Origin of the sequence: Gordonia sp. p3-SID1431, assembly GCF_025143765.1 — a bacterium.
GTDB lineage: Bacteria > Actinomycetota > Actinomycetes > Mycobacteriales > Mycobacteriaceae > Gordonia > Gordonia hongkongensis.
The window spans coordinates 77,614-103,438 of record NZ_JAMBDT010000002.1 but is presented as its reverse complement, the minus strand read 5'-3'; the positions used below and the strand labels follow the sequence as shown (position 1 = coordinate 103,438).

25 protein-coding genes and 1 pseudogene are annotated in these 25,825 nt (G+C 65.5%); 9 read left to right on the top strand and 17 right to left on the bottom strand.

What is annotated here, in order from left to right; translation table 11 throughout:
- Positions 1-191: 191 nt before the first annotated feature.
- On the bottom strand, positions 192-1,094 hold the full coding sequence (locus M4D77_RS01445) for an alpha/beta fold hydrolase (protein ID WP_065632561.1): 903 nt from the start codon (positions 1,092-1,094) through the stop codon (positions 192-194).
- Positions 1,095-1,237: 143 nt separating this feature from the next.
- On the opposite strand from M4D77_RS01445, the gene M4D77_RS01440 reads away from it, so the two are divergent.
- Entirely contained in the window at positions 1,238-2,017 is a 780-nt protein-coding gene (locus M4D77_RS01440) for an enoyl-CoA hydratase (RefSeq protein ID WP_065632560.1), read from the top strand.
- 105 nt (positions 2,018-2,122) lie between these two features.
- Here the strand turns inward: M4D77_RS01440 and M4D77_RS01435 are convergent.
- The 16 genes and pseudogenes from M4D77_RS01435 to M4D77_RS01360 all read right to left on the bottom strand — a co-directional run.
- Positions 2,123-2,791, bottom strand: a pseudogene (locus M4D77_RS01435) (SDR family oxidoreductase); the annotation flags it as partial.
- 199 nt (positions 2,792-2,990) lie between these two features.
- The gene (locus M4D77_RS01430; RefSeq protein ID WP_065632559.1) at positions 2,991-3,737 is read right to left on the bottom strand and encodes an SDR family NAD(P)-dependent oxidoreductase; all 747 of its coding nucleotides are present in this window, start codon (positions 3,735-3,737) and stop codon (positions 2,991-2,993) included.
- Between the two features lie 34 nt (positions 3,738-3,771).
- Positions 3,772-4,347 (bottom strand): PaaI family thioesterase, encoded by a 576-nt coding sequence (locus M4D77_RS01425; RefSeq protein WP_065632558.1) that lies wholly within the window; start codon positions 4,345-4,347, stop codon positions 3,772-3,774.
- Between the two features lie 12 nt (positions 4,348-4,359).
- Positions 4,360-5,292, bottom strand: coding sequence for an LLM class F420-dependent oxidoreductase (locus tag M4D77_RS01420; protein ID WP_065632557.1), 933 nt, complete (start codon positions 5,290-5,292; stop codon positions 4,360-4,362).
- 26 nt (positions 5,293-5,318) lie between these two features.
- Entirely contained in the window at positions 5,319-6,434 is a 1,116-nt protein-coding gene (locus M4D77_RS01415) for an acyl-CoA dehydrogenase family protein (RefSeq protein ID WP_065632612.1), read from the bottom strand.
- Between the two features lie 86 nt (positions 6,435-6,520).
- On the bottom strand, positions 6,521-7,105 hold the full coding sequence (locus tag M4D77_RS01410) for a flavin reductase family protein (protein ID WP_065632556.1): 585 nt from the start codon (positions 7,103-7,105) through the stop codon (positions 6,521-6,523).
- Between the two features lie 29 nt (positions 7,106-7,134).
- Entirely contained in the window at positions 7,135-8,334 is a 1,200-nt protein-coding gene (locus tag M4D77_RS01405) for a thiolase family protein (RefSeq protein WP_065632555.1), read from the bottom strand.
- Between the two features lie 30 nt (positions 8,335-8,364).
- On the bottom strand, positions 8,365-9,831 hold the full coding sequence (locus M4D77_RS01400; protein WP_175401201.1) for an aldehyde dehydrogenase: 1,467 nt from the start codon (positions 9,829-9,831) through the stop codon (positions 8,365-8,367).
- Between the two features lie 55 nt (positions 9,832-9,886).
- Positions 9,887-10,672, bottom strand: a complete 786-nt coding sequence (locus M4D77_RS01395; RefSeq protein ID WP_065632553.1) for an enoyl-CoA hydratase/isomerase family protein — start codon at positions 10,670-10,672, stop codon at positions 9,887-9,889.
- Entirely contained in the window at positions 10,662-12,257 is a 1,596-nt protein-coding gene (locus tag M4D77_RS01390) for a class I adenylate-forming enzyme family protein (protein WP_065632552.1), read from the bottom strand. The genes M4D77_RS01395 and M4D77_RS01390 overlap by 11 nt, the downstream gene beginning before the upstream one ends.
- Positions 12,254-13,822 (bottom strand): class I adenylate-forming enzyme family protein, encoded by a 1,569-nt coding sequence (locus M4D77_RS01385; protein WP_065632551.1) that lies wholly within the window; start codon positions 13,820-13,822, stop codon positions 12,254-12,256. The genes M4D77_RS01390 and M4D77_RS01385 overlap by 4 nt, the downstream gene beginning before the upstream one ends.
- 76 nt (positions 13,823-13,898) lie before the next feature.
- The gene (locus M4D77_RS01380) at positions 13,899-14,414 is read right to left on the bottom strand and encodes an aromatic-ring-hydroxylating dioxygenase subunit beta (protein WP_065632550.1); all 516 of its coding nucleotides are present in this window, start codon (positions 14,412-14,414) and stop codon (positions 13,899-13,901) included.
- Entirely contained in the window at positions 14,411-15,709 is a 1,299-nt protein-coding gene (locus M4D77_RS01375) for a Rieske 2Fe-2S domain-containing protein (RefSeq protein ID WP_065632549.1), read from the bottom strand. The genes M4D77_RS01380 and M4D77_RS01375 overlap by 4 nt, the downstream gene beginning before the upstream one ends.
- A complete protein-coding gene (locus M4D77_RS01370) occupies positions 15,696-16,157 on the bottom strand; it encodes a Zn-ribbon domain-containing OB-fold protein (protein ID WP_065632548.1) in 462 nt (153 codons plus the stop codon). Before M4D77_RS01370 ends, M4D77_RS01375 begins: the two co-directional genes overlap by 14 nt.
- A complete protein-coding gene (locus tag M4D77_RS01365) occupies positions 16,154-17,275 on the bottom strand; it encodes a thiolase family protein (protein ID WP_065632611.1) in 1,122 nt (373 codons plus the stop codon). Before M4D77_RS01365 ends, M4D77_RS01370 begins: the two co-directional genes overlap by 4 nt.
- A gap of 23 nt (positions 17,276-17,298) precedes the next feature.
- Positions 17,299-17,604, bottom strand: coding sequence for a hypothetical protein (locus M4D77_RS01360; protein ID WP_396266473.1), 306 nt, complete (start codon positions 17,602-17,604; stop codon positions 17,299-17,301).
- 249 nt (positions 17,605-17,853) lie between these two features.
- Here M4D77_RS01360 and M4D77_RS01355 point away from each other — a divergent pair, with 249 nt between their 5' ends.
- The 8 genes from M4D77_RS01355 (at position 17,854) to M4D77_RS01320 (ending at position 25,616) form a co-directional block, all read left to right on the top strand.
- On the top strand, positions 17,854-18,750 hold the full coding sequence (locus M4D77_RS01355) for an alpha/beta fold hydrolase (protein ID WP_065632546.1): 897 nt from the start codon (positions 17,854-17,856) through the stop codon (positions 18,748-18,750).
- The gene (gene hpaH, locus M4D77_RS01350; protein ID WP_259935355.1) at positions 18,747-19,574 is read left to right on the top strand and encodes a 2-oxo-hept-4-ene-1,7-dioate hydratase; all 828 of its coding nucleotides are present in this window, start codon (positions 18,747-18,749) and stop codon (positions 19,572-19,574) included. The genes M4D77_RS01355 and hpaH overlap by 4 nt, the downstream gene beginning before the upstream one ends.
- The gene (locus M4D77_RS01345) at positions 19,571-20,353 is read left to right on the top strand and encodes an aldolase/citrate lyase family protein (RefSeq protein ID WP_065632544.1); all 783 of its coding nucleotides are present in this window, start codon (positions 19,571-19,573) and stop codon (positions 20,351-20,353) included. The genes hpaH and M4D77_RS01345 overlap by 4 nt, the downstream gene beginning before the upstream one ends.
- Positions 20,354-20,431: 78 nt before the next feature.
- Positions 20,432-21,604, top strand: a complete 1,173-nt coding sequence (locus M4D77_RS01340) for an acyl-CoA dehydrogenase family protein (protein ID WP_065632543.1) — start codon at positions 20,432-20,434, stop codon at positions 21,602-21,604.
- 14 nt (positions 21,605-21,618) lie between these two features.
- Complete coding sequence (locus M4D77_RS01335; protein ID WP_065632542.1) at positions 21,619-22,647, top strand: acyl-CoA dehydrogenase family protein; 1,029 nt, start codon at positions 21,619-21,621, stop codon at positions 22,645-22,647.
- On the top strand, positions 22,644-23,795 hold the full coding sequence (locus tag M4D77_RS01330; RefSeq protein ID WP_065632541.1) for an acetyl-CoA acetyltransferase: 1,152 nt from the start codon (positions 22,644-22,646) through the stop codon (positions 23,793-23,795). Before M4D77_RS01335 ends, M4D77_RS01330 begins: the two co-directional genes overlap by 4 nt.
- A complete protein-coding gene (locus tag M4D77_RS01325; RefSeq protein WP_247450257.1) occupies positions 23,792-25,357 on the top strand; it encodes a class I adenylate-forming enzyme family protein in 1,566 nt (521 codons plus the stop codon). Before M4D77_RS01330 ends, M4D77_RS01325 begins: the two co-directional genes overlap by 4 nt.
- A 64-nt stretch (positions 25,358-25,421) precedes the next feature.
- A complete protein-coding gene (locus M4D77_RS01320; RefSeq protein WP_065632540.1) occupies positions 25,422-25,616 on the top strand; it encodes a ferredoxin in 195 nt (64 codons plus the stop codon).
- The last annotated feature ends 209 nt before the right edge of the window (positions 25,617-25,825 follow it).

The window sequence follows — 25,825 nt, the reverse complement described above, 5'->3', positions numbered from 1 at the left end:
ATATCATGTATATCACTGTCAGAAATGATCTGGTGTGAACCGGACCGTCATCGACGGTGGCCTCGATTCCGCACTGATGAGCCGTAATAGAGCGCCAAAACGCTTGCATCAGGAATTCAGCATGTCAGAATCGAGACTCACCGTCGTTTGAAGCGACCCTCGGCGAGCAACGTAGAGGCCGTCGGCCTGGATCAAGGGCGTACGTCGACAGCCGAACGGTCGAGGAAGTCCGCCAGGCCGGCAGAGAAGACGTCATTGTCGTCTCCTGCGACCATGTGGCCCGCCTCGCGGACGTCGACCACCTCGAGATGCGGGATCAGAACCCGCATCTCTGCGACTCCCGCGTCGGAGACGACGTCCGACATCCGTCCCCGGACGAGCAGGAACGGGCAGGTGACGTCTCGGGCGGCGGCTCGCGAACGCTCATAGACAACTTGGCTGTTCGGGTGCTCGGGACTGTCGGCAGAGTCTTCGACATCGAGACTGCGAGGGTCCCAGTGCCAATGCCACCGCTCCCCTCGTAGCCTCAGGTTCTTCTTCAGGCCCTCGAGACTGCCGGACCGGCGGCGCCGCGGGTTGTACGCGGCGATCGCCTCCGATGCCTGCTCCAGGCTGTCGAAGCCGTCGGGCGCACTCCGCATGAAGTCACGGACCCGCGCACTACCGGACTCCTCGATCTTCGCGGCCACGTCGACCAGGACCAGCGCCTGCGCGAGTCCCCTGTTCTCACCGGCTGCGATCAGCGAGACAATGCCCCCCAGAGACGCTCCCACGAGCGACAACGGTTGTCCGGGTTCGCGGCGACGAATCTCGGATGTCAGGGACATCAGGTCATCGAGGTGCCCCGACAGACCATAATTGCCGTCGGGCGCCCAATCGCTGTCGCCGTGACCCCGGAGATCCACGGCGTAGGTCGTCCATCCCAGAATCGCAAGTCGTTCGCCGGCCGTACGCCAGGAATGCCGAGTCTGCCCGCCGCCGTGCAACAGCACGACGACGCCGCGGGAATCACCACCGGCCCACCGGTCGGCGGCCAACTCGAGTCCTCCGCCGGGAAGTGTCACCCGGTCGTGCGAGACCTTGTCGGTAGCCATGGCACCCCCTTCATCTGGTGCGATCCGTCGTCGCCCGCATCGATCAAGCACCATCGTGCCAGCCGCAGCCGAGATTCGCACAACCATGGATTTTGTTGCACACGAACACGATACGATCCTACTGCCCTAGAGTCAGGAGAAACATGGCTGCCCTCGACCTGGTCCTCGTCGAACATTCCGGTTCCACGTGCACCGTCACACTGAATCGTCCCGAAGCACGTAACGCCCTGTCGCAGGACCTCAACCGGGAACTCATGGCCGCTGTTGCCGACGCGGACGACGACCCCGGCGTGGCGGTCATCCTGCTCACCGGCGCGGGCGGTTCGTTCTGCGCCGGCATGGATCTCAAAGAGCTGTCCGCCAGGGGTTTCTCCGGGAGCGAGAAGACCGAGAACTGCATCGACCGCGTCGCCGTGTGCGCCACGCCGGTCATCGGCCTCGTAGACGGGCCGGCGGTCACGGGTGGATTCGAACTCGCGCTCGCATGCGACTTTCTCATCGCGTCGACCACCGCGCGGTTCGCCGACACCCACTCTCGCATCGGGATCGTCCCCGGCGGTGGGTTGACCGGCCGTCTTGCCGAAGCCGTCGGAGTTCGGCGAGCCCGGCACCTCAGTGCCACCGGGCAGTATCTCGATTCCGCCACCGCCCTGGCCTGGGGACTGGTGAACCAGGTGGTCGAGCCGACCGCATTGCACGACCGCGGACTGGCCGTCGCCGAAGCCTTCACCGCAGCCGATTCGGCCACACTGCAACAGATCTGGTCGCTCTACGACGGGCTGTCCGACGACGGGATCGTCGAGGCCCTCACCCGGGAGGCCGAGACCAACCGGGCCTGGACCGCCGAGGTGGCCGCCGTCGCCCAGTCGACGGCATCAGTCCTCGAGCACGGCCGTTCGCAGACAGCACACGACGGGCGCTGACGACTCTCGGGTCAGCGCCCGCGTGGGCTGTCGTGCAGTACCGTCGGTCACACGACCTGGTTGTCGGACTCTCTGTCCCGTTGCCCGACAAGGACTACATGCTGGTGGGGCCCCCGGGAACTTCAGGAGCGACCCGGCATCGCCACGCAGTTGCTGGCCTGTGACATAACGGGATTCGTCGGACGCGAAGAAGAGCACGGCATTGGAGATGTCCACGGTGTCCACATACGGGATGGGCATTGCCTGGAACGTCGCGAAGGCGGGCTCGACCTCTTCGCGCGTCGGATGTTCCAGATCCGGGCGGAACACCGAATACAGACCATCGTTGTGCAACAGATGAGTGTCGACGTTGGTCGGATGGATGACGTTCACGCGGATGAACTCCGAGGCCAAGTGCAGTGCGAGCTGCTCGGAATAACCGACCAGGGTCTTCTTGGACCACCCGTACCCGGCCGAGCCGGGCCCCATCGCCGGATTGTCCGTCGTGTTCGGCAACATCGCCGCCGTCGATCCGGTGATCACGACCGATGCATACGAGCCCAGGTGCGGCATCGACACCGCGACAGTGTTCATCACACCGACGAGGTCGACGTCGACGGCATCGACGAAATCTGACGCGTGCGGGTCACCCATGGCCATCGGCAGTATTCCGGCGTTGGCGACCACGATGTCGAGATGGCCGAGCGAAGCCAGTCCCTCGTCGAGCGCCGACTTCAGTTGAGCGCGGTTGCGCACGTCGGCCTTGACGGGCACGATTCGACGGTCGAGTTTCTCTCAGACCGCGGTGAGGACGACCTGTTCACCCAAGCTGTTGACCCAGAGCCTCTTCGGTGCCGGCTGGACCGCTGACCGTGTGGGCCGAATCTGATGAGGCCCGACCGGACCGACTACTGGCGGAGGCGTTCGCTCTGGTACGCAACGGCTTCACGAGCGCCTGATCCCGCGCCCGCCGAGCGGCCTCCTCGTGGGCACGTCAATCCCACATCAGTCCGCCGTCGATCAGCAGGGTGTGTCCGGTGACGAACCCCGCCTCGTCCGACAAGAGATAGGCGACCGCCGCCGCAACCTCTTCGGGCTTGCCCATGCGACCCACCGGAATGAGATCGGCCCACTTCTCCTGCTGGTCGGCGCCGAAGGCGATGATCCCTTCGGTCAGGATCGTGCCGGGACCGACCGCGTTCACCTGGATGTTCCGACGCGCGTACTGCAGCGCGGCGTTCTTGGTGAGTCCGACGACGCCGTGCTTGGCGGCGGTGTAGGCAGCCATACCAGGAGCATTCTTGGCGCCCGCGTTCGATGCCATGTTGACGATCTTGCCGTGCCCGGCGCCGACCATGTGAGCGAGTTCGCCACGCATGCACAGGAACGTGCCTCGGAGGTCGACGCCCATCACCGAATCCCACTCGGCGATCGACAACTCGTGCAGATCACCGGGAGTGTGCGCTATCCCCGCATTGTTCACCGCGAGATCGAGTCCCCCGAGGTATTCGACGGATCGCGAGATCAACGCCTCGACGCTGTCGGCATCGGAGACATCCGCCTGGATGAACGTCGCCTTCCCCCCGGCCGCGCGGATGCTGTCCACGGTCGTGGCACCACCTTCGTCACTGATGTCCGAGACCACCACGTTCGCACCGTCTTTCGCGAGGCGAAGTGCGATCGCGCGTCCCAGACCGGACCCCGCTCCGGTGACCAGGGCACCGGAATTCTCCAATGTCATCAGTTATCTCCTCGCTCGACTTCGCCGGCACCGGTCACGACCGACCGGATGGCAACCGGACGAACAGTGCTCGTGCCTCGGCGCACACTACGTCCCCGTCGAGCAGCGCGCCGCGCACGAAGGTCTTGCGCCCCTCGATGCTGTCGATGGTCGCGGTCACCCGGAGTTCACGGCAGACGGGGGTGGCGCTGCGATAATCGACTTTGAGGAACGCGGTACGCGAGTCCGGCTGTCCCTTGCGACTCACGAACATTCCCAGGACATCGTCGAACAGGAGGGTGATCACTCCGCCGTGGACCGTGTCGGTGCTGCCCATGTGGGCGAAACCGAACGTCACCGAACCGAGCATGGAGTCGTCGGAGGTGTCGGTCGACTCATAGGGCACGAGGATCGGGTGCCCGAGGCCCTGCATGCCCAGTTCTCTGGCCGTGCGCTGCCCTTCGGCCACCTCGAAGTGCCGGAGCCGATCGGTCAGATCCTCGATCGCCGCGGTCATCTCCGCTGCCGCCTCGTGCGGTGGGGCCACCAGACACAAAGTCGCCTGTAGGTCTCGAAAGGCTTCGATCATGCCCACGAATGCGTCGATGTCGTGGGCCTGTACGTGGGTCATGATTCGGACTCCTTACGCCGGGAACGCGTGCCGCTGCACGAGCCCTTCGCTCAGCACGCTGAGGTCGGTCTGGAAATCGGTGAAACTGCGGCTGGTCGGTTCGATGGTGATCCACGTGACGCCGGCATCTTCGTACGCGGCCAGTTCGGGCCCGACGGCGGCTACGAAAGCTGCGGCTCCGTCCCTGCGCAGCACTTCTTTCTCGAAAGGCACGAACGAGACATCGACGTCGGGTTTTCCTGCTGATGCTCGGAACCTGTTCAGTTCGCCGATCTGCGTGCGAAGGGCCCCGATGTCCTCCAGGGGTGGCGTCCTCGTGATCGCGGCCGTCGACGCCTGCTGTGCGATCGGCATCCAGCCGTCGGCCTTGTCGATCACCCGTCGCCGAGCGGCGCGGCTGTTTCCCCCGATCCAGATCGGCGGACCACCGTCGGTTTGTGGTAGTGGCAGGGCGATGTGTCCCGCCGCGCCGTACGCCGGACCCTCGTGCTCCTCACCACGCCAGGTCGCCCGCATGGCATCGATGGCCTCGTCGAAGAGCTTGCCCCGGCCGCTGAAGTCGGCCCGGAGCGCGTCGAACTCGGTCTCGAGGTAACCGGCACCGAGTCCCAGTGTGACCCGCCCGCCCGATAAAAGGTCCAGACTGGCAACGGCTTTGGCGCCGAGATACGGGCTGCGATATCCGACGACCATCGCGTAGGTGAGCAGACGGATACGGCTGGTCGCCTCGGCGGCCACCGCCAACGACACGAACGGGTCGAACGCGTGATGACCACCTCGAGCCAGCCACTCACGGTCGGGGTAGGGGTGCTCGCTCATCGAGAAGCCGTCGAATCCGGCCTCCTCGCAGCACTTGGCCACCTCTCCGAGGCTGCCGTCTCCGATCCACTCGCGATAGTGTTTTACCGCCCGCATGGGGAACATCAGGTTGAACTTCAACGCCATCTCACACCCTCCGCCATGTCACACCTTCATCTGAAGAGTTCCCGTGCGACCACCAAGCGCTGGACCTCGGTGGCGCCTTCCCCGAGACGCTTCACTCGCAGGTCACGAAACCACCGCTCGAGTGGCAACTCATCGGAGAGCCCGAGCGCACCATGAACCTGGATGCAGGTGTCGATGACCTTGTAGGCCGCCTCCGTGCCGTACATCTTGGCGATGGAGGCGTCGACCTTGACGTCTCGGCCCAGATCGGCATTCCACGCCGCCTGATACATCAGCAACCGGGCAGCACGCAGTTCCACCTCGGCGTCGACGAGCATCCAGGCGACTCCCTGCTTGTCGGACAACCTGCCACCGAAGACCTCTCGGCCCTTGGCCCACCGACACGCCGAGTTCAGTGCTTCCTGCGCGATTCCGATCGGGCCGGCGGCGTACAGGATTCGGCTGTAGACGAGGAAGTCGCTGGCGAGTGCGAACCCACCACCCTCGGCACCGATGCGATTCGCCGCGGGCACCCGCACGTTGTCGAAGTGGAGTTCGTAAGGCGCGAACGACGCCATCACCCCTATCCGGTTGAACGTCAGCCCAGGGGTGCCCCTCTCCACGATGAAACACGAGATCCCGGCACGGCCTTCGCCGGTCCGTGCGTACACCACTCCCCAGTCCGCCCCCTCGGCATGGGAGGTCCACATCTTGCTGCCGTCGAGAACGTACTCATCACCGTCGCGGACCGCTCGAAGGGTGATCGCGCGGGCCGGGTCGGACCCACCTGACGCCTCGCTGATGGCGGTGTAGGCCTTGGTCATCCGGCCGTCGAGGATCGGCTGTGCGAATCTCTGGAACTGCTCGGGCGACGCCTTGAACATGATATTGGGAGGATTGCCGCCGAAGGCGCCGAGCGCTGGGAAGAACGCTCCCATACGGCATTTGGACGCCTCCTCGGCCACCACCACCTGACCGAGCACGCTGAGGCCGGCGCCGCCATACATCTCTGGAGTCTGCAGAGCCCACAGCCCCAGACGACGAGCTTTGTCCTGCAGCGGGATCAGCTGATCTCGCGAAAGCCCGGCGGTGTCATGGGGAAGCGTTGCCTCGAGAGGATGAACCTCGCGCTGCATGAACCGGCGAACCGTCTCACGAAGCATCCGCAACTCGTCGGGCAGTTCCCAGGATCCGAGCGGCGGACCTCCGGCCCCGGTCTCGGTTTCGATTTCCACAGTCACGGATGGCCTCAGACCTTCTGACCGAAACGGTGGTCCTTGGCGCTTTGCAGTTGAGGCACGTGGTTGGCGTCGTACTGCTCAATCCATTCTGCAGGAAGCTTGCCCCACGCCTCACCGATCTTGATCCGCTGCGCCTCGCTGAACACCTCGGAGGCGACCACGTCGCCGACGAAGATGGTGCTCTCCTGCACGTCGAGCGAGCCGATCACCCGGCATTCGACGTAGCTGTGGGCATCGAGGAGGATCGGTGCGCCCGTGACACCTTCTTTGGTCCGGAGTTTGCCGATCTTGTCGCCGTCCCGACCCGAGCTTCCGCCCAGGGTCATCAGGATCTCTATCGAAGCATCGACTTCGTCGTCACCGGCGCTGAGCATATGCATCGCAAAAACGCCGGAACTCAGCAGCATGTCATGCGTCATGTTGTACTTGGTCAGACTCACGGTCGCCCGCGGAGCATCCGGGATGATACTGGCGGCGCCGGCTGACAGCGACATCAGGCCGTTGGCGAAGCCCCCATCGATGGTGGTGATGGCGACTGGGAACGGCCGGAGTCCGCTGAGAACTTTGTTCGCAGCATCGGTGTCTACGGTCATGACTTTCCTTTGTTCGATTCGGGGAAGGACTACCTGTTCGCCGGCGCCGGGACGTCGATGACGACCGCACCGGCCTGACCACCACCCGCGCACATCGCGGCGACGCCGTAACCGCCTCCGCGACGGCGCAGTTCGTTGATGAGCGAGAGAATCATCCGCGCACCCGACGCCGCCACCGGATGACCGATGGAACACCCGCTGCCCAGAACGTTGACGATGTCGGCGCTGATACCGAGCTTCTTGCACGCCGCGACGGGGACGGCCGCGAATGCCTCGTTGATCTCCCACAGCGCGACGTCCGCCACGCCGATTCCGGCGCGGTCCAAGACCTTCGGGATGACGTCGAGCACGGCGAGACCGGTGTGGGCCGGATCGATACCCGTTGCCGCCCAGGCCTTCACCGAGGCCAGCACCTCCAGGCCCTCGTCGGCCGCGAGGTCGGAGCCGACCACCAGGACAGCGGCTGCGGCGTCGTTGATCCCGCTCGAGTTCCCCGCGGTGATGGAGAAGCCCTCGATCTCGGGGTGAAGTGGTTTGAGACCGGCCAGCCGCTCTGCGGTGGTGTCACGACGGGGATGCTCGTCCGTGGCGAACTCGACGAACGTCCCGTCCTGCTGCCGTGCCGACACCGGAACGATCTCGTCGACGAAAGCGCCCGAATCGATCGCCGCGATGGCACGCTCATGCGACCGCAACGCCCACGCATCCATCTCCTCACGGGTCAGGTCGAGTTCGGCGGCGGTGTTCCAGCCGACCGTGATCGACATGTCCATGTTCGGCGCCTCGGCGCTGTCCGGGTGGGTCGGCGGCATCCATTTCTGGGTGAACTCGTCCACGGTGCCGGGGGTCCGGAAGGACTGCATCGGACTGGTGGAGATGGACTGGGTGCCCCCTGCGATGATCGCCCGCTCTGCACCGGAGATGACCTGTGCTGCGGCGTTTCCCACCGCGGTCAGGCTTCCCGCGCAGTGCCGGTTGACGGCCTGCCCGGGGACCCGGGTCATTCCGGTGACCACTGCCGCGTGCCGCGCGACATCACCTCCGCCGTAGTTCGATTCGGCGAGGATGATGTCGTCGATCTGCGTGGGGGCCAGGCCTGATCGTTTCTGGACCTCTGCGACAACCACCTCGGCGAGTTCCATCGCCGTGGTGTCACGCAGGGTCCCTTTGAACGACGTGCCGACGGGCGTGCGTGCTCCGGCGACGATGACGGCTTCGATTGTTGACATGGCTGAATCTTTCGTTCGGTGTGCGCGGCCTCAGCCGAGCGTGAAGGGGTCGCGAGTGGCGCCGCTGAGTTCTACCCAGACGGCCTTGGTCTCGGTGAAGTCCGCGACGGCGTCGATACCGTTCTCACGGCCGATACCGCTCGCGCCGACTCCGCCGAACGGTACGTGCGGAGCGACCGTGCGATACGCGTTGATCCAGATCGTGCCCGCTCGCAGTTTGGCCGCCACCCGATGGGCGCGGTGCACGTCTTTGGTCCAGACCGAGCCGGCCAGACCGAATTCCGTGGAGTTGGCCGACGCGATCGCCTCGGCCTCGTCGGCGAATGTCGACACCGTCAGGACCGGTCCGAAGATCTCCTCGGAGACGGCTCGCATGTCCGCGGTGACGCCGGTCAGGACCGTCGGCTTCACGAAATAGCCACCCAGTTCCCCGGCCGGCACCCCGCCGTAGGCGATGGTGGCGCCCTCTTCGCGTGCAGCAGCGAAGTGCGACAGCACTTTTTGGTACTGCGGCTCGTTGGAGACCGGGCCCATCTCGGTCCGGGGATCCTTCGGGTCGCCCAGGATGATGGTCGAGGCGCGTGCGACGACCTTTGCGATCAGGTCGTCGGCGACGCTCTCGTGCACCAGCAACCGCGACCCGGCCAGGCAGGTCTGTCCGGTCGCGGCGAAGATGCCCGAGATCACCCCGTTGGACGCGGCGTCGAGATCCGCGTCGGGAAACACGACCTGAGCCGACTTCCCACCGAGCTCCAGGGTGAACCGGGTCATGTTCGCCACGGCGGCCTGACCGACGCGGATCCCGGTACCGGTGGAACCGGTGAACGCTATCTTGTCCACACCGGGATGGGAAGCCAGCGCGGCCCCGGTCTCGGGACCCCAACCGGTGACGACGTTGACGACGCCGGGCGGGAAACCGGCTTCCGCGAACAGCTTCGCGAACGCCAGCGTGGACGCGGGGGTGTGGTCGCTGGGCTTGATCACGAACGTGCACCCCGCGGCCAGTCCCGCCGCCAGCTTCCACGCCAGCAACAGCAGCGGGGAGTTCCACGGCGTGATCGCCCCGACCACACCGACCGGCTCATGGGTGGTGTACACGAGGAAGTTCGGCTTGTCGGTGGGGATGACGCTGCCTTCGAGCTTGTCCGCCATACCCGCGTAGTAGTAGAAGTACTCGGGGAGTCCGCGCATCTGCCCGGACATCTCGCGCAGGAGCTTACCGCCGTCGCGCACCTCCAGCTCGGCCAGTTCGTCGGCGTCGCGGGTGATGAGCTCGGCGAGTCGCCAGAGCAGCTTGCCACGAGCTGTGGCGGTCAGCTCGCCCCACGGGCCCGACAGCGCATCACGAGCGGCCTGCACCGCACGGTCGATGTCGACGGCTCCGGCGTCGGGCACCCGAATCCAGGGCCGGCCGGTGAACGGGTCGATGCTCTCGTAAGTCTTGCCGGACTCGGCCGTGACCTCCTCGCCTCCGATGAGCAATGGAACGGTCGCGATCTGTTCGGTGAGTTGGTCAGTGGTCACTTGCACTCCTAAACGAACCTGTCGGGTGTCAGCGGAATCGGGGCTCACGCCTGTTCTTCCGTGAGTCGCTGCGTCCCGATCCCGGGTTGCCGATCTGCGTGTACGACAGGCCGGTGCGAAGCGCGGTGGTCGGGGTCATGTCAAGGGACTCCCAGATCGCCCGAACCGTTCCCTGGATGGCTTCCGGTCGCCGGCCGGCAATTTCGGATGCCAGCTGTTGCGCGCGTTCGCGGAGGGAGTCGCGTGTGGTGATCTCACTGACGAGTCCGGTCCGCAGCGCGGTCTGGGCGGTGATCCGCTCGTCGCTTCCGACCAGGGCCCAGCGCAAGACGTCGCCCAGCGGAACACCGCGGGACAGCATGCCCATCGGCTCCAGCGCGGACACGATCCCGGCATTGGCATGGGGATCGAAGAAGTTGGTGTCCTCGCTGCAGATGACGATGTCGGACTGATTGACGAGATACATCGCTCCACCGGCAACCATCCCGTGCAGGGCGCAGACCACCGGCTTCCACACCCGGTGGTGCTTGGGCCCCAGCAGCACGCCGGGATCCTCCTGGTTGAACCGGTTGACATGAGTCCACCACGGGCCTTCGCCGACGTCGACGCCGGTACAGAAGGCCCGGTCGCCGTTTGCCTGTAGCACCGCGACATGGATGTCGTCGTCATCGCGGACACGCCCCCAGATCTCGGCGATCTCGCCGGTCATCACCTCGTTGAAGCAGTTGAGCCGGTCCGGACGATTGAGCGTGATCGTCGCGACATGGTCGTCGATCTCGAATTCCACGGTGCTATAGCTGTTCTCAGACGTCATGGTGGACACCGTTCTGCACCGGGGACGCGAGGAGTTCCTCACGTAGCTGCGACTTGTTGATCTTGCCGAGGGAATTGCGTGGGATCTGAGCGATCACTTCGATCTGTTCCGGGTATCTGCGTTTGTTCAGGGTGGTCGTCGCCAGGTACTCGTGCAGCGATCCGAGGTCGGGTGGTGCGCTCGAGTCGGACGGGACCACGACGGCACACACACGCTCGCCCGTTTCCTCATCGGGCATACCGATCACCGAGAGGTCGGCGATCGCAGGATGGTCGATCAGGGCCTCCTCGACCTCGCGTGCGGAGATGTTCTCCATCTTGCGGATGATGATGTCTTTGATCCGTCCCGTCACCGCGAGACGGCCCGCCGCGTTCAGGAATCCGAGATCCCCCGTGCGGAAGTACCCCTGCTCGTCGAGCGCGGACGCGTCCAGCGCCGAATCCACATAACCCTTGAAGAGTTGTGGCCCGAGTACTCGTATCTCCCCGACCTCACCGGTCGGCAACCCCGATCCGTCCGGCCCGACGATCCGTACCCGGCCGCCCGAGCCCGGCGTGCCCTCGAAACGCGCGTGTTCGTCGGCGGTGTCGTCGGGGCTCCCCCAGGTGAGGTACGGGCATTCGGTCATCCCGTAGCCGGAGATGATGCCGACGCCCCCCAGATGTTCCGCCGCGGCCCGGCTGAGGTCGACCGGCCGGCCCGAGCCGCCTCCCAGAGTTGCCCGCGCGTTCGGGAACAGCGGCGCGGTACCGCGTTCGTGCGCGATGCGCAGATACTCCGTGGTGAAGGGCAGGCCCGAACCGATGAGCGTCGCGCGCTCGGCTATCAACTGATCCGCATTGTGCTCGGGGACGAATGCCGACGCCGTGATGAGAGTGTGCCCGACCAACAGACTGCTCAGGACGTGGGCGATGCCGCCGACATGGGTGATCGGGATGTACGCCGCACAACGCTCATCGGCCGTGACCTGGACATTCGTGACGAATGTCTTTGCCGCGGAGATCAATCCGGAGTCCGAGTGCTTGACTCCCTTGGGCGCGGCGGTCGTTCCGGACGTGTAGAAGATCCAGCTCACCGCGTCATCGTCACGGTCTGTTCGGGTCGGCAGTTGCGTGGCGTCCCCGCTGATCCATTCGTCTGTCACGACCAGGATCCGAAGCCGCTCGTTTCGACCGGCGATCGCGGACGCCATCGCGGCGTGATCGAACCCGCGGAAGTTGTCGGGCACGATGAGAAGTGAGGCGCCGACCTGCTCGGTGATGAATGCGACCTCACTCTCCCGCAACATCGGGATGATGGGATTCTGCACCGCGCCGATCCGCGCCAGGGCCAACGACAGCGCCATCGCCTCGATGCTGGTCGGCAGTTGCCACGACACCACGTCGCCTGCCTGGACACCCTGCTCGTGGAGCGCGGCCGCGGTGGACTCGGCGAGGTCCACGAGGGCTGAGAAGGTGACCCGGCGGCCGTGCTCGTCAGTTGCGAACTCACGGTTCGGACTCAGGCGAGCACGTTCGATCAGGAGATCCCAGTAGTTGGCAGCCCCCGCGACACCGACGACCGGTGTGCGCTGCGGAGTGGTCACACCGGCCCCTGCGACGTCGAGACCGTATCCTGCGACGCCACCAGGGAACCGGCGACCTCGCGCTTGAGGATCTTGCCTGCGGGCCCGAGGGGGAGTTCGGACCAGAACTCGAAACGTCGCGGCTGTTTGTAACCCGCCAGTTCGGCGCGGCACAGCGCGGTCAGTTCGGTCCTGAGGGCATCCTCGTCGATCGTCCCCTTCGGAACCACGACCGCAACCGGCGTCTCGCCCCACTCCGGATCGGAGACTCCCACCACGGCGACCATGTCCACCGCCGGGTGGTGACCGATCACCCGTTCGATCTCGGCCGGGTAGACGTTGAATCCGCCCGAGATGATCATGTCGGTCTTGCGGCCGGTGACGTGCAGGTAACGCTCGGCGTCGAGGTACCCGAGGTCGCCCGACCACAACCCGGTGCGGCGGAACGTCTGCCTGGTCTGATCCGAGCGATTCCAATAGCCGACGGCATTGGCCTCGCTCACGATCACGATCTCGCCGACCTCACCGGTCGGTAGCTCATTGCCGTCCGCGTCGACGATCCGGATCGAGCACATCGGGGTCTCCTGGCCGCACGACGTCAGGATGCTCGTCTTGCCCGCCACCATGTCGCGATGGTCCTGGGGGGTGAGGATCGTCGCCTGGCCGCCGCATTCGGTCAGGCCGTAGCGCTGCTGCAGGTCACATCCGAGCAGATCCATCGCCCTTTTCGCGAGCCCGGGCGGCACCGGTGCCGAGCCGTAGCTGATGCGGCGCAGGCTCGACATGTCGCGGGCCGCACCCTCTTCCAGTATTCGCAGAGTGCGCTGCAGCATGGTGGGGATGAACGTGGTGAACGTGACGCCACTGCGCTCGATCTCGTCGATGACCGCCTCGGGATCGAATCGCTTGTGGATGATCATGGTCTGCCCCAGATACGTCCACGTCAGGGTGCGCACCATCCCGCCGGCGGTGAAGAAGGGTGTCGTCGCCAGGAAGATGTCGCTGCGGTTGGCCTCGGTCACCAGTGTGGTGTCGACGGCCTGCGCGAGCATGCCACGATGCGTGTTGATGACGCCCTTCGACCGGCCGGTGGTGCCGCTCGTGTACAAGATGAACTGAATGTCGTCCGGGCGCAACGACTTCGGTGTCGGATCGTGGGCGGCGGCCGCCCCCAGCGCCGCCTCGTACTCGTTCCCCACCGTGTCGCCACCGATCTCGAGGACCACCGCCAGGTCGCTCAACTCGGAACCGAAGCGGTCGACCTGATCGGTGTGGACCACCGCCGCGGTGGCACCGGAATCGTCACGCACGTGCGCCAGTTCGTCCGGTGCGAGCCGGATGTTCACCGGGACGGTGACCAGGCCCGCCTTCGCGAACGCGAAGGTGATCTCCGGCCACTCGATACAGTTGCGCGCGATGACGATCACCCGATCGCCCTTGCGGAGCCCGGCGGCCAACATGTGATTGGCCAGCCGGCGGGCCCGCTCGTCCACCTCGGCCCAGGTATGGGTCCGCCCTGATTCGACGATCGCGGGCTTGTTCGGGTATCGGCGCGCGTTGTTCTTCGAGATGTCACCTACAAGCACGTTGCCTCACAGGTACTTCGGCGCGAAGGACTGAGCCTCCGCGAGACTGGGATGGGGAAATGGAGATCCGACGGCGTCAGATCAGGAAGGCGAGAGTGTCGACTGGTCCCCCGGCACTGATCAAGTGGACAGTCTTGCCCGCGAGCTTGAGTCCATCGGGGTGCCGGCGGACCTTGTGGATGACCCTCCCAGCCCACACACGCTGGGTGTGACGATATTCGAACAGGGCGAAATTCGATCCCACCGTGACCGTGTCGTCGGTGGTGTCGAGGACCTCGGAATTGGTCAGCAGACGCCGCATCACCGACGGCGGGGTCTGCGAGTGTCGATTGCCGGTGTTCAACTGTGCTACTCGGCTTTTGATCCGGCGACGGTTGTCATAGATGTACGCCAGGTTGGTTGCCGGGTCGTCGTCGGGGTGCATCGGCACCCAGTACAGCGCGTCGTCGTCCCACAGCAATTCCCACTCCGAGTAGCGTGCCTCGTCGGCCAGCCTGGCCTCGAGGGACAGGAAACTCGCGATCTCCGGGGACGGCGCCGGCAGCGGCTGCAGTGCCGAAGACAGTACGTCGGTCTCGTCGAGTGTGCTCATCGGTTGATCTCCTGTCCCACGACATCTGCCCACTGACGGTAGAAACCGCGCTGAGGTGTCTCGGCGCTCTTGTCGCTGTTGACGATGCCGGTCTCGTCGGTCACATCGGTTTCCAGGCCACGTGACAACCGCAGCCATTCCGGATCCCTGGCCGCCAGTCCCGCTTGATTGCGCATTCCGATCTCGCCGTCGTCGGCGATCAGGAATCCGGCTGGGCCCATGGCGCCCTCGGACCGGCGGAGTGTACGCAGATTGAGTTCATCCTGTCCCGGGATCAGCGCCGCGGTGGTGTACGCGATCGTCTCGTCGGGGCCGATCGGCTCGACGTACATGACGTTCATCTCGGCGAGGAACAGGTTGGGCCAGATCAGGGTGTGCGGCGGTCCGACCACCAACGAATCGTGCGCCTTCTCCTCGCCGTACTTCTTCTCCAGCGCAGCAACGTACTTCGGTAATTTGGTCCGGGGTATCCGGCCGTACCAGATGAACTCCTCGTCCAGCTTTCGATACTCCGCCGAGTAGTCGATCTCGGAATGTCCGTCACCGATGTCGCGGACCACGACGTCGGTCTTGGATGGGATGTGCGAGACCTTCGCGGGTCGAATAGCGTCATAGACCGATGCGTGGGTGAACAATGCGTGATAGCCATCGACGTTGTTCTCCACCACCATCTTCCAGTTGGCGTGGTGCAGATGCTTCATCCAGTTGGCGCGCAGGTCGATCGTCCCGGTCGGCGACAGGTTGAGCAGGCGATCGAAGGCGGCGACGGCACCCCCGAGATGTTCGGTGAGCGATGGACCGTCGGCAGCCAGGGAAGCGAAGATGAACCCGCCGTAACTGTCCACCCTGGGCGCTTCGGCCATCCCGAGCTCGGACCGGACCGCGCGGAATGCCTCGCCGTAGCCCTCTTTCATCGGAACCGCGGTCAGCGAACCCGTGTTGCTGAAGGTCCAGCCGTGGTAGGGGCACCGAAAGGCGTTGGCGTTGCCCTTCTCGGCATTGCACAGCTTGTTCGCCCGGTGCGAGCACCGGTTGAGCAGCACCCGGATCTCTCCGTCCTTGCCGTGCGCGACGACGACCGGCTCGCTGCCGATCCGGCGGGTCAGGTAGTCACCGGGCTCACTGACCTCACTGTCATGGGCAACATAGACCCATCCGGTCCGGAAGATGGTGTCCATCTCGCGCTGGAAGATCTCCGGTGACGTGTAGACAGAACCGTGTACGCGATCGTCCTGGACGATCTTCGACACGTCGAAGTCGTCAGCCGTGCCGTGTTTCGACTCAGCGGTTGTCATCTGGGGCCTCCGTATCGGTGGTGTTCCTGGGCTGCGCGGCCGGGATCGCTACTCCGGCCAAGTTTCTGAAGCCGATGTCGACCACGTCACCGATCTGCGGCGAATCGGCCTGCCAGTCGACCGTTGTCATGATGAGGCGATGTCCGCCCGTGAGTTCGATGTCGACGATCGGATAGGGACCGGTCGTTGCAACCAATCCCGGTTCGAGGCGGTGCATGGTGGTCGACGAGTGCACGACCCCGGTCGGAACTGTTTCGGCCCAGTCGATCCGGCCGGATCCGCAACGGTCGCAGACGTGTTGTTCGAGATCGAGTGGGATCGCGCACCGAGCACAGAACGGGAGCACCAGGACGCCGCGCGCGGCCCCGGCGTAGAGGGGTTCCAACGGGTCACCCGCCACCGCCGGCGCAAGGCTGTCATCGAGCAGCCAGTCATCGACGACGGTCATGCTGCACGTTCCAGGACCAGCGCGGCGTGGTGATCCAGTCGACCACCGATCCCGCCGACGAGTGCTGTTGTCGCATCGGGTACCTGGCGCGCGTCGCCGTCGCCGCGGAGCTGAACGAGTGCCTCGGCCAGCGGGGTCATCCCCTGGAGATAGAACCCGGACAACTGCCCTCCGCCGGTGTTCGTCGGCAGGTTCCCTCCGCGCCCGGTGTGGCCTTCGCGGACGAACTGTCCCGCCGGGGCTCCACGGGTGAGCGCGTACTCTTCCAGCAGAATCAACGTGACGACCGAGAACGGATCGTAGAGCTGGACGGTGTCCACATCGTCGCGCGTCATGCCGGCGGCGTTCAGTGCATCGTCGACACAGCGCCTGCCCCCGCCGAACCAAGACTCGGCCCCGGCCCGCCGATGCCGGATCGGATGGTCGCGCCCGGTTCCGCGGATGTTCACCCGCACAGCGTGTCCGACCGCCGGGTCTGCGCTGACGATGACCGCGACCGCGCCATTGACCGGGCGTGCGCAATCGAGGCGCCGCAGCGGCTCGGAGATCATCGGGCTGTCGAAGTAACCCTGGGCATCGAGGGGGGCGCGGACCACCGCATCCGGGTTGTCCACCGCCCACGCACGCGCTGTGGTCGCCACCGCACAGAGATCTTCCGGTGTACCCGCGTTGACGTGCAACCACCGCTGTGTGAGAAGGGCGTAGGTCGGAACGGACCCGAGGACGCCGCCGGCGCGCTCCAGTCCCCGAGAACCGGAGTGGCCGCCGCTGTGTGCATAGGTCGAGCCGGCGGCCTTTCCGGCGACGAGCGGCGCGTCGGCGAAGACGCACATCACCACTCGCGCGCTGCCGCTCTCCACAGCGAACTGGGCACGCTGGATCATCGCGATCGTGGTGGCCCCCTTGATCTCCACATGCTCGAGCAGGCGGAGGCCGGAGAAACCACCCGAGGACGCGAATCCGACCCCGAGTCGGTCCGGGCGTACACCCTGCGACGAACCGACGAGCAATCCGTCGATGTCGGTGATCTCGATCCCCGCGTCTGCCAACGCATTCCGGCTCGCCTGACACGCCAGCTCGAGCGGACTGTCCCCCGGGCGCAAAGACATCGGGGTCATCCCCAGGCCCACGATCGACGCGCTCACGACGACCGTTCCGGCCGTGGCCCCAGTGAACGGTCACGACGCTCGTCCCGGTAATTTCCGACGCGCAGCCAATCCTCGCGATCGTCGGGCGTCGCCAGACACAGGCTCACGAGCTCCAAGGGCGACAAGAAGATGTGGTCGTCGCTCTCGAGGTCTTCGACGAGCAACCGGTCTCCGTTGCCGGTCGAATCCAGCGACAGGCGTACCGCCGCGAACTCGTTGATCAGGGATGCGAGTTCGCGACGCCGCACGCGGCGCTCGTCGCCACCGGATTCTGCACGTTCATGTGTGGTCATAGTCATCGACGACCCGTCTCGCCCAACCTTGCTCCGCTGAATTCTCGAAGAGTTGCTGCCAACTCGACAGAACCCACTTGCCCTTGCGGTCATCCCGCCTCATAGTCATATCGTATACCGGTGTCAGAAACAATCCCATGGATCGAAGACCAAACCGCTCTCTGTTCCATGTCGGCCCAGTTCAAGACACCACAGGCACATCCATCTAATGTGGACATAGTGGAAACCTCACCCGATCACAATGGAGGCCCGAGCATGACCGAGACAACGATTTCCACCCCTGCGGCCGACACCGGCGAGTACCGGAGCATCTGGACCTACCTCCGCGAACTGGAGTTCCGTCAGGGTTTCGTCGACATCGGCGGGATACGGACCCGATACGCCGAGGCCGGTTCCCCGGACAAACCGCACGCCATCCTGCTGCACGGCACCGGCGGCCACTGGGAGACCTTCGCGCCCAATCTCGGACCGCTGTCGGAACATTTCCACTGCGTGGCGATCGACATGGTCGGCAACGGCTTTTCCGAGAAGCCCGATTACGACTACGAGATCGCGGTCTATGTCGAACAGGTCCTCGGGGTGATGACGCACTTCAACATGGCGTCGGCGCACTTCATCGGCATGTCCCTGGGCGCGTGGGTGTCGGCCGCGGTCGCAACCGAACATCCCGACCGCGTCGACAAGGTCATCCTGATGTCGCCCGCCGGCCTGATCGCGACCGCGTCGAACATGGCACGCATCCGCGCCGAGCGCACCGAGGCCGTCAACAATCCCAGCTGGGAATCACTCCACAAGGTGTTCGCACACCTCATCGCCGATGAGGCCAACCGACTCCCCGACCTGATCGCACTGCGGCAGGCGATCTACCGCCGCGAGGACACCCGCACCACGATCGATCACCTGCTGATCCTGCAGGATGCCGAAACGCGCGACCGCAATCTCATCCCCGAGGAGAAATGGGCCACGATCGCCGCGCCCACGCTCGTCGTGGCCTCCGGCAAGGACGAGGGCGAGTACCAGAGCACTGCTCACATCGTCGCCGATCTGATCCCGCGTGCCGAGGTGTTCGAGATGCCCGCGGTCCGGCACTGGCCGCACTTCGAGGACCCGGCCGCGTTCAACCCGACCGCAGTGGAGTTCCTTCGCCGATGACGACGACTCTGGGCGACACCGACGTCGCCGACCTGGCACGCCGCCTCTACGAGGCGGAGAGGACACGGGTCCCCATCCGGCAGATCTCCCTCGAGCATCCGGAGATGACCATCGAGGACTCCTACGCGGTGCAGCGCGAGCTGATCCGGCTGAAGGTCGCCGACGGCGCGGTGTCGCGCGGCCGCAAGATCGGCCTCACGTCCAAGGTCATGCAGCGCGCGGTGTCCATCACCGAACCTGACTACGGCGTATTGCTCGACGACATGTTCTTCGACGACGGTGGCATCGTGCCGGCCCGTCGATTCATCCGGCCGCGCATCGAAGTCGAACTGGCGTTCATCCTCGGCGAATCCCTCTCCGGGCCCGGGATCACCCTCTATGACGTTCTCCGGGCAGCGGAGTACGTGACCCCGGCGCTGGAGATCCTCGACGCGCGTGTGCAGATGACGGACCCGGAGTCCGGCCACCGCCGGACCATCGTCGACACCATCAGCGACAACGCCGCAGATGCCGGGGTCGTCCTGGGCGGACGCGTGGTGACGCCCATGGGCGTCGACCTGCGCTGGGTTTCGGCTCTTCTCCTACGGAACGGCTCGATCGAGGACTCCGGGGTCGCCGCATCGGTGCTCGGCCATCCGGCAAACGGTGTCGCGTGGCTGGCCAATCGTCTCGCCCCCCACGGAGTCGCACTGAGCGCGGGCGAGGTGATCCTCGCGGGGTCGTTCACCGCGCCGGTCTTCGCCGAACCCGGCGACACGTTCGTGGCCGACTACGGACCGCTCGGAACGGTGTCCATCCACTTCGCCCCGGAGGCTCCCGAATGACCGGCGAACGCAACCCCTGGATCCGGCAGTTGCACGGCGAGCATCCCCGGATCGGGATGTGGATCGCGTCGGGGAATCCCTACAGCGCGGAGATCTGCGCCGGCGCGGGACTCGACTGGCTGATGCTCGACCTGGAGCACGTGCCGAACGACGTCCGCTCCACGCTTGCACAACTGCAGGCGGTCGCCGCCTACCCCGTCGAGGTGCTGGTACGTCCGGCGACCGGCGACCCGAGCGTGATCAAACAACTCCTCGACATCGGGGCCACCAATCTGATCGTCCCGATGGTCGAGACCGCCGACGAGGCCCGCGCCCTGGTCGCCGCGACCCGCTATCCGCCCGAGGGCATCCGCGGGGTGGGAAGCGCACTGGCCCGCGCCTCCCGCTGGAATCGCATTTCTGACTATCTCATCACCGCAGACGCCGCAGTGTCGCTCACCGTGCAGGTCGAGACCGCCGGCGCACTCGACCAGCTGGACGAGATCGTCGCCGTCGATGGTGTCGACGCCGTGTTCATCGGGCCCGCCGATCTCGCCGCGTCGCTCGGCTACCTGGGCAAGCCCGAGCACCCCGAGGTCGTGGCGACGATCGAGGAAGCCTTATCGCAGATCAAGGCCGCAGGAAAGGCCGCCGGAGTCAACGCCTTCAACCCGGAGGTGGCACGTCGGTACATGTCGGCCGGCGCGTCTTTCGTGTTGGTCGGCGCGGATGTGACGATCCTCGCCCGCGGCAGTGAAGCCCTCGCCAAGCAGTACGCGGCACCGCCCCACTCCGCATGACACTTGACTCTGCGTTCCCAAGATCTGACAATAGTGTCACTGCGAGTCCCGTCTCGCACGACGAGGAAAGGTCCCCACATGGATTTGGACTTCAGCACCGAACAGTTGGAGTTCCGAGACGAGGTGCGTACGTGGCTCGACGAGAACAAACCCTCCGAGCCCCGGCCCCGGGATGCCGAGGGTATTCGTGAATACGACACTGCGTGGCAGCGGACCCAGTGGGAGGGCGGCTGGGCCGGTATCGCTTGGCCGAAGGAGTACGGCGGCGGCGGACTGACACTGTTGCAGCAGCTCATCTGGTATGAGGAGTACGCCGCGCGGGGATTCCCGGGCATCGATGCCAACTTCGTCGGACTGTCGCACGCGGGGCCCACCCTCATCACCCGCGCCAACGACGCGCAGAAGAGTTCTCATCTCCGGCGGATTCTGTGTGGTGAATCGATCTGGTGTCAGGGCTTCTCCGAACCCGAAGCAGGTTCGGATCTCGCCGCCCTCCGCGCCCGGGCGGTGATCGACGGGGATGACCTCGTCGTGAACGGACAGAAGATCTGGACAAGCTTCGCGACGATTGCCGACTACCAGGAACTTCTGGTGCGAACCGACAACACCGGCTCCAAGCACCAGGGCATCACCTGGGTCATCTGCGACATGACCAGTCCGGGCATCGAGGTCCGCCCCATCGAGACGATCGAGGGCGGCGCCGAGTTCTGTGAGGTCTTCTACGACAACGTACGAATTCCGCTCTCGAACGTCGTCGGTGAGATGAACGACGGATGGAGCGTCGCGATGTCCACGCTCTCGTTCGAACGCGGGACAGCGTTCACGGCCAATCAGGTCCGTCTGGCCAAGGTCGTGGAAGACCTCATCGAGTTCGCCCGCGATCATGTCGGTCCCGACGGACGCCGTCCGGCGATCGCCGACGACGAGATCGCACGACGACTGGCGCGAGCGCGCGCCGCGGTGACCTCACTGCGAGCCATGACCTACGTCGGCATCTGCCGCAGCATGCAGACGGATACGCCCGGCCCCAAGGGGTCGATGCTGAAGCTGTTCTACGCCGACCTGGCCAAGCAGGTCGCGGAACTGGCGTTGGACATCATCGGAACCGACGCCCTGCGCAGCACCTCCCGCTGGGACGAGAACGGCTGGGTGGGCAACTATCTGTACGCGTTCTCGCAATCCATCGGCGGCGGGACGTCCGAGATCCAGCGAAACATCGTCGGCGACCGGGTCCTCGGACTCCCGCGCTGAGCAAGGAGTACACCATGAACCTCCTCCCATCCGGCGACCAGCTCGAGCTGGTCGCCGCCGCAGGGGATTTCATCACTTCGCGACCACCGGTCGAAGAGATCCGCGTTCATCGCGACGACGCGTCACCCGTCGACCCCGAGATATGGCGCGGCGGTGCCGAACTCGGTCTGCTCACTCTCGGTCTCGACGAGGATTTCGGCGGTTTCGGTCAGGGCATCGACGACGAGGTGATGGTGGTCATGGAGTTGGCCAAGCATCTCGCAGTCGGGCCCTTCCTGGCGTCGACGCTCGGCGCCAGGGTCGCCGCGGCGACCGGACACCTCGAGCTCGTCGACCAGATCGCCGCGGGGACCGCGATGGTCGGGCTCGCGGAACTCCGCGGCGACGGGGAGATCGGCGCGGACGGGTTCAAGGGGTCCTTCGACCTCCTGGATTGCACGGGCGCGAGCCATGCCCTCCTCGTCACCCGCGACGGTGCCGCGCTCATCGAACTGGTCGAGTTCGGTGACGTCACACCGGCCGAATCGGTCGACCCGGGAACGCGGTTGGCCACCGCAACGGTGACGGCGGGCGATGTCACCGCCTGGCTGCCGGCCGGCAGCGAGTGGATCTGGGGTCGCGCCCAGATCCTCGCCTCGGCCTACCTCGCCGGCCTGGCCGAGGCGATCACCGAGATCTGCGTGGAGCATGCGAAGACCCGCGAACAGTTCGGACGGCCCATCGGCGTGCACCAGGCCATCAAACATGCCGTCGTCGACATGGCAGTCCGGGCCGAGTCCGCCACGGCGCAGACGTTTTTCGCGGCGACGGCATTCAAGGCGGGCCGGTCGGACACCGAGTTCCAGATCCTGGCAGCGAAGACGGTCGCGGCACAGGCCGCTATGAGCAACGGAAGCGGGAGTATCCAGGTGCACGGCGGGATGGGTTACACGTTCGAACACAACGCCCACCTGTATCTGAAACGCGCCATCGTCTACAAGCATCTGTTCGCAGGCGCCTCCGGAGTACTCGCCGAGCTGCTCGACCTCGAGGCCGCACAGTGAATCGAAAGGTCGCCATCGCCGGTGTCGCGCTCTCCGATGTCGGCAAGGTCGACAACAAGAACGCGTATGAGCTCATGGCCCAGGCCAGCCGTCGGGCGCTGGCCGACACCGGTCTGAGCCCCGCCGACATCGACGGGCTGGGATCGACCAGTCAGGGCACGCTGCCCCCGACCGACGTCGGTGAGTATCTGGGCATCAGACCGCGATGGATCGACTCGACCTCCGTCGGCGGTGCGTCCTGGGAGGTCATGGTCTCCCATGCGACCGACGCGATCGCCGCGGGTCACGCCGACGTGGTGTTGCTGACCTACGGGTCCACCGCCCGCGCCGACATCCGGAAGGGGCTGCGGGGAGCCAACATCAACTGGGGTGCCCGCGGCCCACTGCAGTGGGACGCGCCATACGGCCACACGCTGATCTCGAAATACGCGATGGCCGCACGGCGTCACATGCATCAGTACGGTACGACGATCGAGCAGCTCGCGGAGGTCGCGGTGTCGGCCCGGTTCAACGCCGCCGACAACCCCGAGGCGATGTACCGCGACCCGATCACCGTCGATGACGTGTTGTCCGGACCGATGATCGCCGATCCATTCACCAAGCTGCACTGCTGCATCCGTTCCGACGGCGGCGCAGCGATCATCCTGGTGGCCGAGGATCGGGTGCCCGATCTCAAGTCACCACCGGTCTGGGTGCTGGGTTCTGCGGACGCCACCTCCCACATGCTCACCAGCCAGTGGGAAGACATGACCGTGGGTCCCGCCGCGGTCACCGGCCCACTTGCCTTCGAACGCGCCGGTGTGCGCCCGTCTGATGTCGACGTCGCGGAGATCTACGACGCATTCACCTACATGCTCCTGCTGAGCCTGGAAGATCTCGGGTTCTGTGGGAAAGGAGAGGGTGGCGCCTTCGTCGCCGAGCAGAACCTACGTCTCGGCGGTGCGTTGCCGACCAACACCGACGGGGGTGGCCTGTCCGCGTGTCACCCCGGTCAGCGTGGACTCTTCCTACTCGTCGAAGCAGCCAGGCAGCTGCGCGGCGAGGGTGGTGCACGACAGGTCCCGGACGCGAAGATCGCCTGCGTCAGCGGTACCGGAGGCTGGTTCTGTTCCAGCGGCACGGTCTTGCTCGGATCGGAAGAACCGTGAGCGCTCGGAGTTCAGCCGTACCCGCGATCGCACCGCCCCTGCAGGACACCTTCGCCAACACCCGGGAACTGCTGGAAGCAGCTGCGGAACTCCACGGCGAACGCGACGCCTACGTCGAGCCGGGGTCGCGGGTCTCCTTCGCCCAGTGGGTGTCCCGGGCGCGTTCGGTGGCCGCACACTTCGCCGCGTTGGGCGTCGGCAGGGGTGATGTCGTCACCCTGATGCTCCCGTCCGGTGTCGACTACGCCACCTGTTACGCCGCCGCCGCGATGCTCGGCGCCGTCACCGCGGGCGTCAACGGAAGGCTCGGCCCGACAGAGACCGGAGCCATCCTGAGGGTGTCCGCGCCGGCGCTCATCGTTCATGCGTCGAACCAACCACCGGAGTGCGGGGTGCCCGTCGTCGACCTGCGGCTGCTCAGAACGTGGTACTCCGATCCAGGAGAACCCCCGGTCGTCGATGTCGATCGTAGCGACCCGGTCGCCATCATCTTCACCAGCGGGACAACCGGTTTGCCGAAAGGAGCCTGGTTCGACGCCGACAACCTCGCCGCGTCGGCACAGGCCGCTGGGATCATGAGTGCCCCCTATGACCGCCGCATGACTTCTACGCCGTTCTCGCATGCCGGCTACATGTCTAAATTGTGGGACCAACTGCTCTGGGGCACAGCCCTCATCATTCCACCGGCGCCGTGGACGGCAGCCGGTATGGCTCGTACGCTCGCCGACGAACACGTCACGGTCGGCGGCGGAGTCCCCACCCAATGGGCGAAGCTGCTCGAACTACCCGGTCTCGATCGGGGTTCGTTCCCCGATCTCCGGGTCGGCGTCGTTGCCACCGCACCGGCGTCACCCGAACTCGTCGAGCGCACGACGGAACTGATCGGGGTTCCGTTGGTCGTCCGCTACGCCATGACCGAGTCACCGACGGTCTGCGGAACCGACCCGGCTGATCCGCCCGAGGTCCAAACCCGGACCGTCGGGCGCCCACAGAACGGGATGACTGTGCAAGTCGTCGACGACGAGGGGGCGGTTCTCCCTCCCGGTCAGGTCGGACGGGTCCGCATCAAGGGTGATTGTGTGATGCGCGGGTACTGGCGCGATGCGGAGTTGACAGCTGCCGCTTTCGATTCCGAGGGCTACCTGCTCACCGGCGACCTCGGCACGTTCACGCCCGAGGGCAATCTCCGGCTGGCAGGCCGGTCCGGTGACATGTACATCCGCGGTGGCTTCAATGTGCATCCGGTCGAGGTCGAGCAGGCGATTGCGCGGCACCCTCTGGTACTCGACGCTGCTGTCGTGGGGCACGGCGCGCCGGTGATCGGTGAGATCGGCGTTGTGTTCGTCGTACCCGCGGATCCCCATCGACCACCCACACTGGACGAACTTCGCGAGTGGACGACGTCCTTGCTGGCCGACTACAAATCGCCCGACCATCTCGTGCTGGTCGACACGATCCCCCAGACGGCGATGGCCAAGACCGACCGGACTCGCCTGCGAGATCTTCTCGTCGAGAATCCACCGCCGTCACGTACCCCGCCAGCCAACGCTCGGAACACGTGATCGACCGAGACCCGGACAGCTCCGGGTCACCTGCAGCCCGCTACGACCCCTTGAGGAGTTCACGATGCGAGTCCACATCGCTCTCGACGAATGTGAGGCGCACGGGATGTGCGCGCTTCACGAACCAGACCTGTACGAACTGGATGACGACGGTTACGCGGCCAACGCCGACTTCACCGTCGGTGGCGGCATGGAATCCGCGGCGCGCAACGGCGCCAGTCGCTGTCCGATGAGCGCGATCAAGGTCATCGACGATTGATCTCCTCCGTCTGGGAGACGACTGTCCTCCGTGGTGGCGAACTCCATTCGCCATCACGGAGGACACGGAACATATCCGACCAGCCGGAATCAATCGACCGTGCGCCATGGGAAGCGACGGTGTCCCCCGCTTTCTGACCGACAGCGTGGACGTCGTCACCGACGGCCACCGGAATCCGGTTCGCCACATCGACTTCGGGGCTGCGCAGC

Coding starts and splice junctions, on each gene's coding strand:
- M4D77_RS01320 (WP_065632540.1), top strand. CDS start 25,422: ATGCGAGTCCACATCGCTCTCGACGAATGTGAGGCGCACGGGATGTGC.
- M4D77_RS01445 (WP_065632561.1), bottom strand. CDS start 1,094: ATGGCTACCGACAAGGTCTCGCACGACCGGGTGACACTTCCCGGCGGA.
- hpaH (WP_259935355.1), top strand. CDS start 18,747: ATGACGACGACTCTGGGCGACACCGACGTCGCCGACCTGGCACGCCGC.
- M4D77_RS01335 (WP_065632542.1), top strand. CDS start 21,619: ATGAACCTCCTCCCATCCGGCGACCAGCTCGAGCTGGTCGCCGCCGCA.
- M4D77_RS01375 (WP_065632549.1), bottom strand. CDS start 15,709: ATGACAACCGCTGAGTCGAAACACGGCACGGCTGACGACTTCGACGTG.
- M4D77_RS01410 (WP_065632556.1), bottom strand. CDS start 7,105: ATGACCGTAGACACCGATGCTGCGAACAAAGTTCTCAGCGGACTCCGG.
- M4D77_RS01370 (WP_065632548.1), bottom strand. CDS start 16,157: ATGACCGTCGTCGATGACTGGCTGCTCGATGACAGCCTTGCGCCGGCG.
- M4D77_RS01420 (WP_065632557.1), bottom strand. CDS start 5,292: ATGGCGTTGAAGTTCAACCTGATGTTCCCCATGCGGGCGGTAAAACAC.
- M4D77_RS01340 (WP_065632543.1), top strand. CDS start 20,432: ATGGATTTGGACTTCAGCACCGAACAGTTGGAGTTCCGAGACGAGGTG.
- M4D77_RS01395 (WP_065632553.1), bottom strand. CDS start 10,672: ATGACGTCTGAGAACAGCTATAGCACCGTGGAATTCGAGATCGACGAC.
- M4D77_RS01355 (WP_065632546.1), top strand. CDS start 17,854: ATGACCGAGACAACGATTTCCACCCCTGCGGCCGACACCGGCGAGTAC.
- M4D77_RS01425 (WP_065632558.1), bottom strand. CDS start 4,347: ATGACCCACGTACAGGCCCACGACATCGACGCATTCGTGGGCATGATC.
- M4D77_RS01365 (WP_065632611.1), bottom strand. CDS start 17,275: ATGACCCCGATGTCTTTGCGCCCGGGGGACAGTCCGCTCGAGCTGGCG.
- M4D77_RS01415 (WP_065632612.1), bottom strand. CDS start 6,434: ATGCTTCGTGAGACGGTTCGCCGGTTCATGCAGCGCGAGGTTCATCCT.
- M4D77_RS01360 (WP_396266473.1), bottom strand. CDS start 17,604: ATGACTATGACCACACATGAACGTGCAGAATCCGGTGGCGACGAGCGC.
- M4D77_RS01345 (WP_065632544.1), top strand. CDS start 19,571: ATGACCGGCGAACGCAACCCCTGGATCCGGCAGTTGCACGGCGAGCAT.
- M4D77_RS01405 (WP_065632555.1), bottom strand. CDS start 8,334: ATGTCAACAATCGAAGCCGTCATCGTCGCCGGAGCACGCACGCCCGTC.
- M4D77_RS01440 (WP_065632560.1), top strand. CDS start 1,238: ATGGCTGCCCTCGACCTGGTCCTCGTCGAACATTCCGGTTCCACGTGC.
- M4D77_RS01430 (WP_065632559.1), bottom strand. CDS start 3,737: ATGACATTGGAGAATTCCGGTGCCCTGGTCACCGGAGCGGGGTCCGGT.
- M4D77_RS01380 (WP_065632550.1), bottom strand. CDS start 14,414: ATGAGCACACTCGACGAGACCGACGTACTGTCTTCGGCACTGCAGCCG.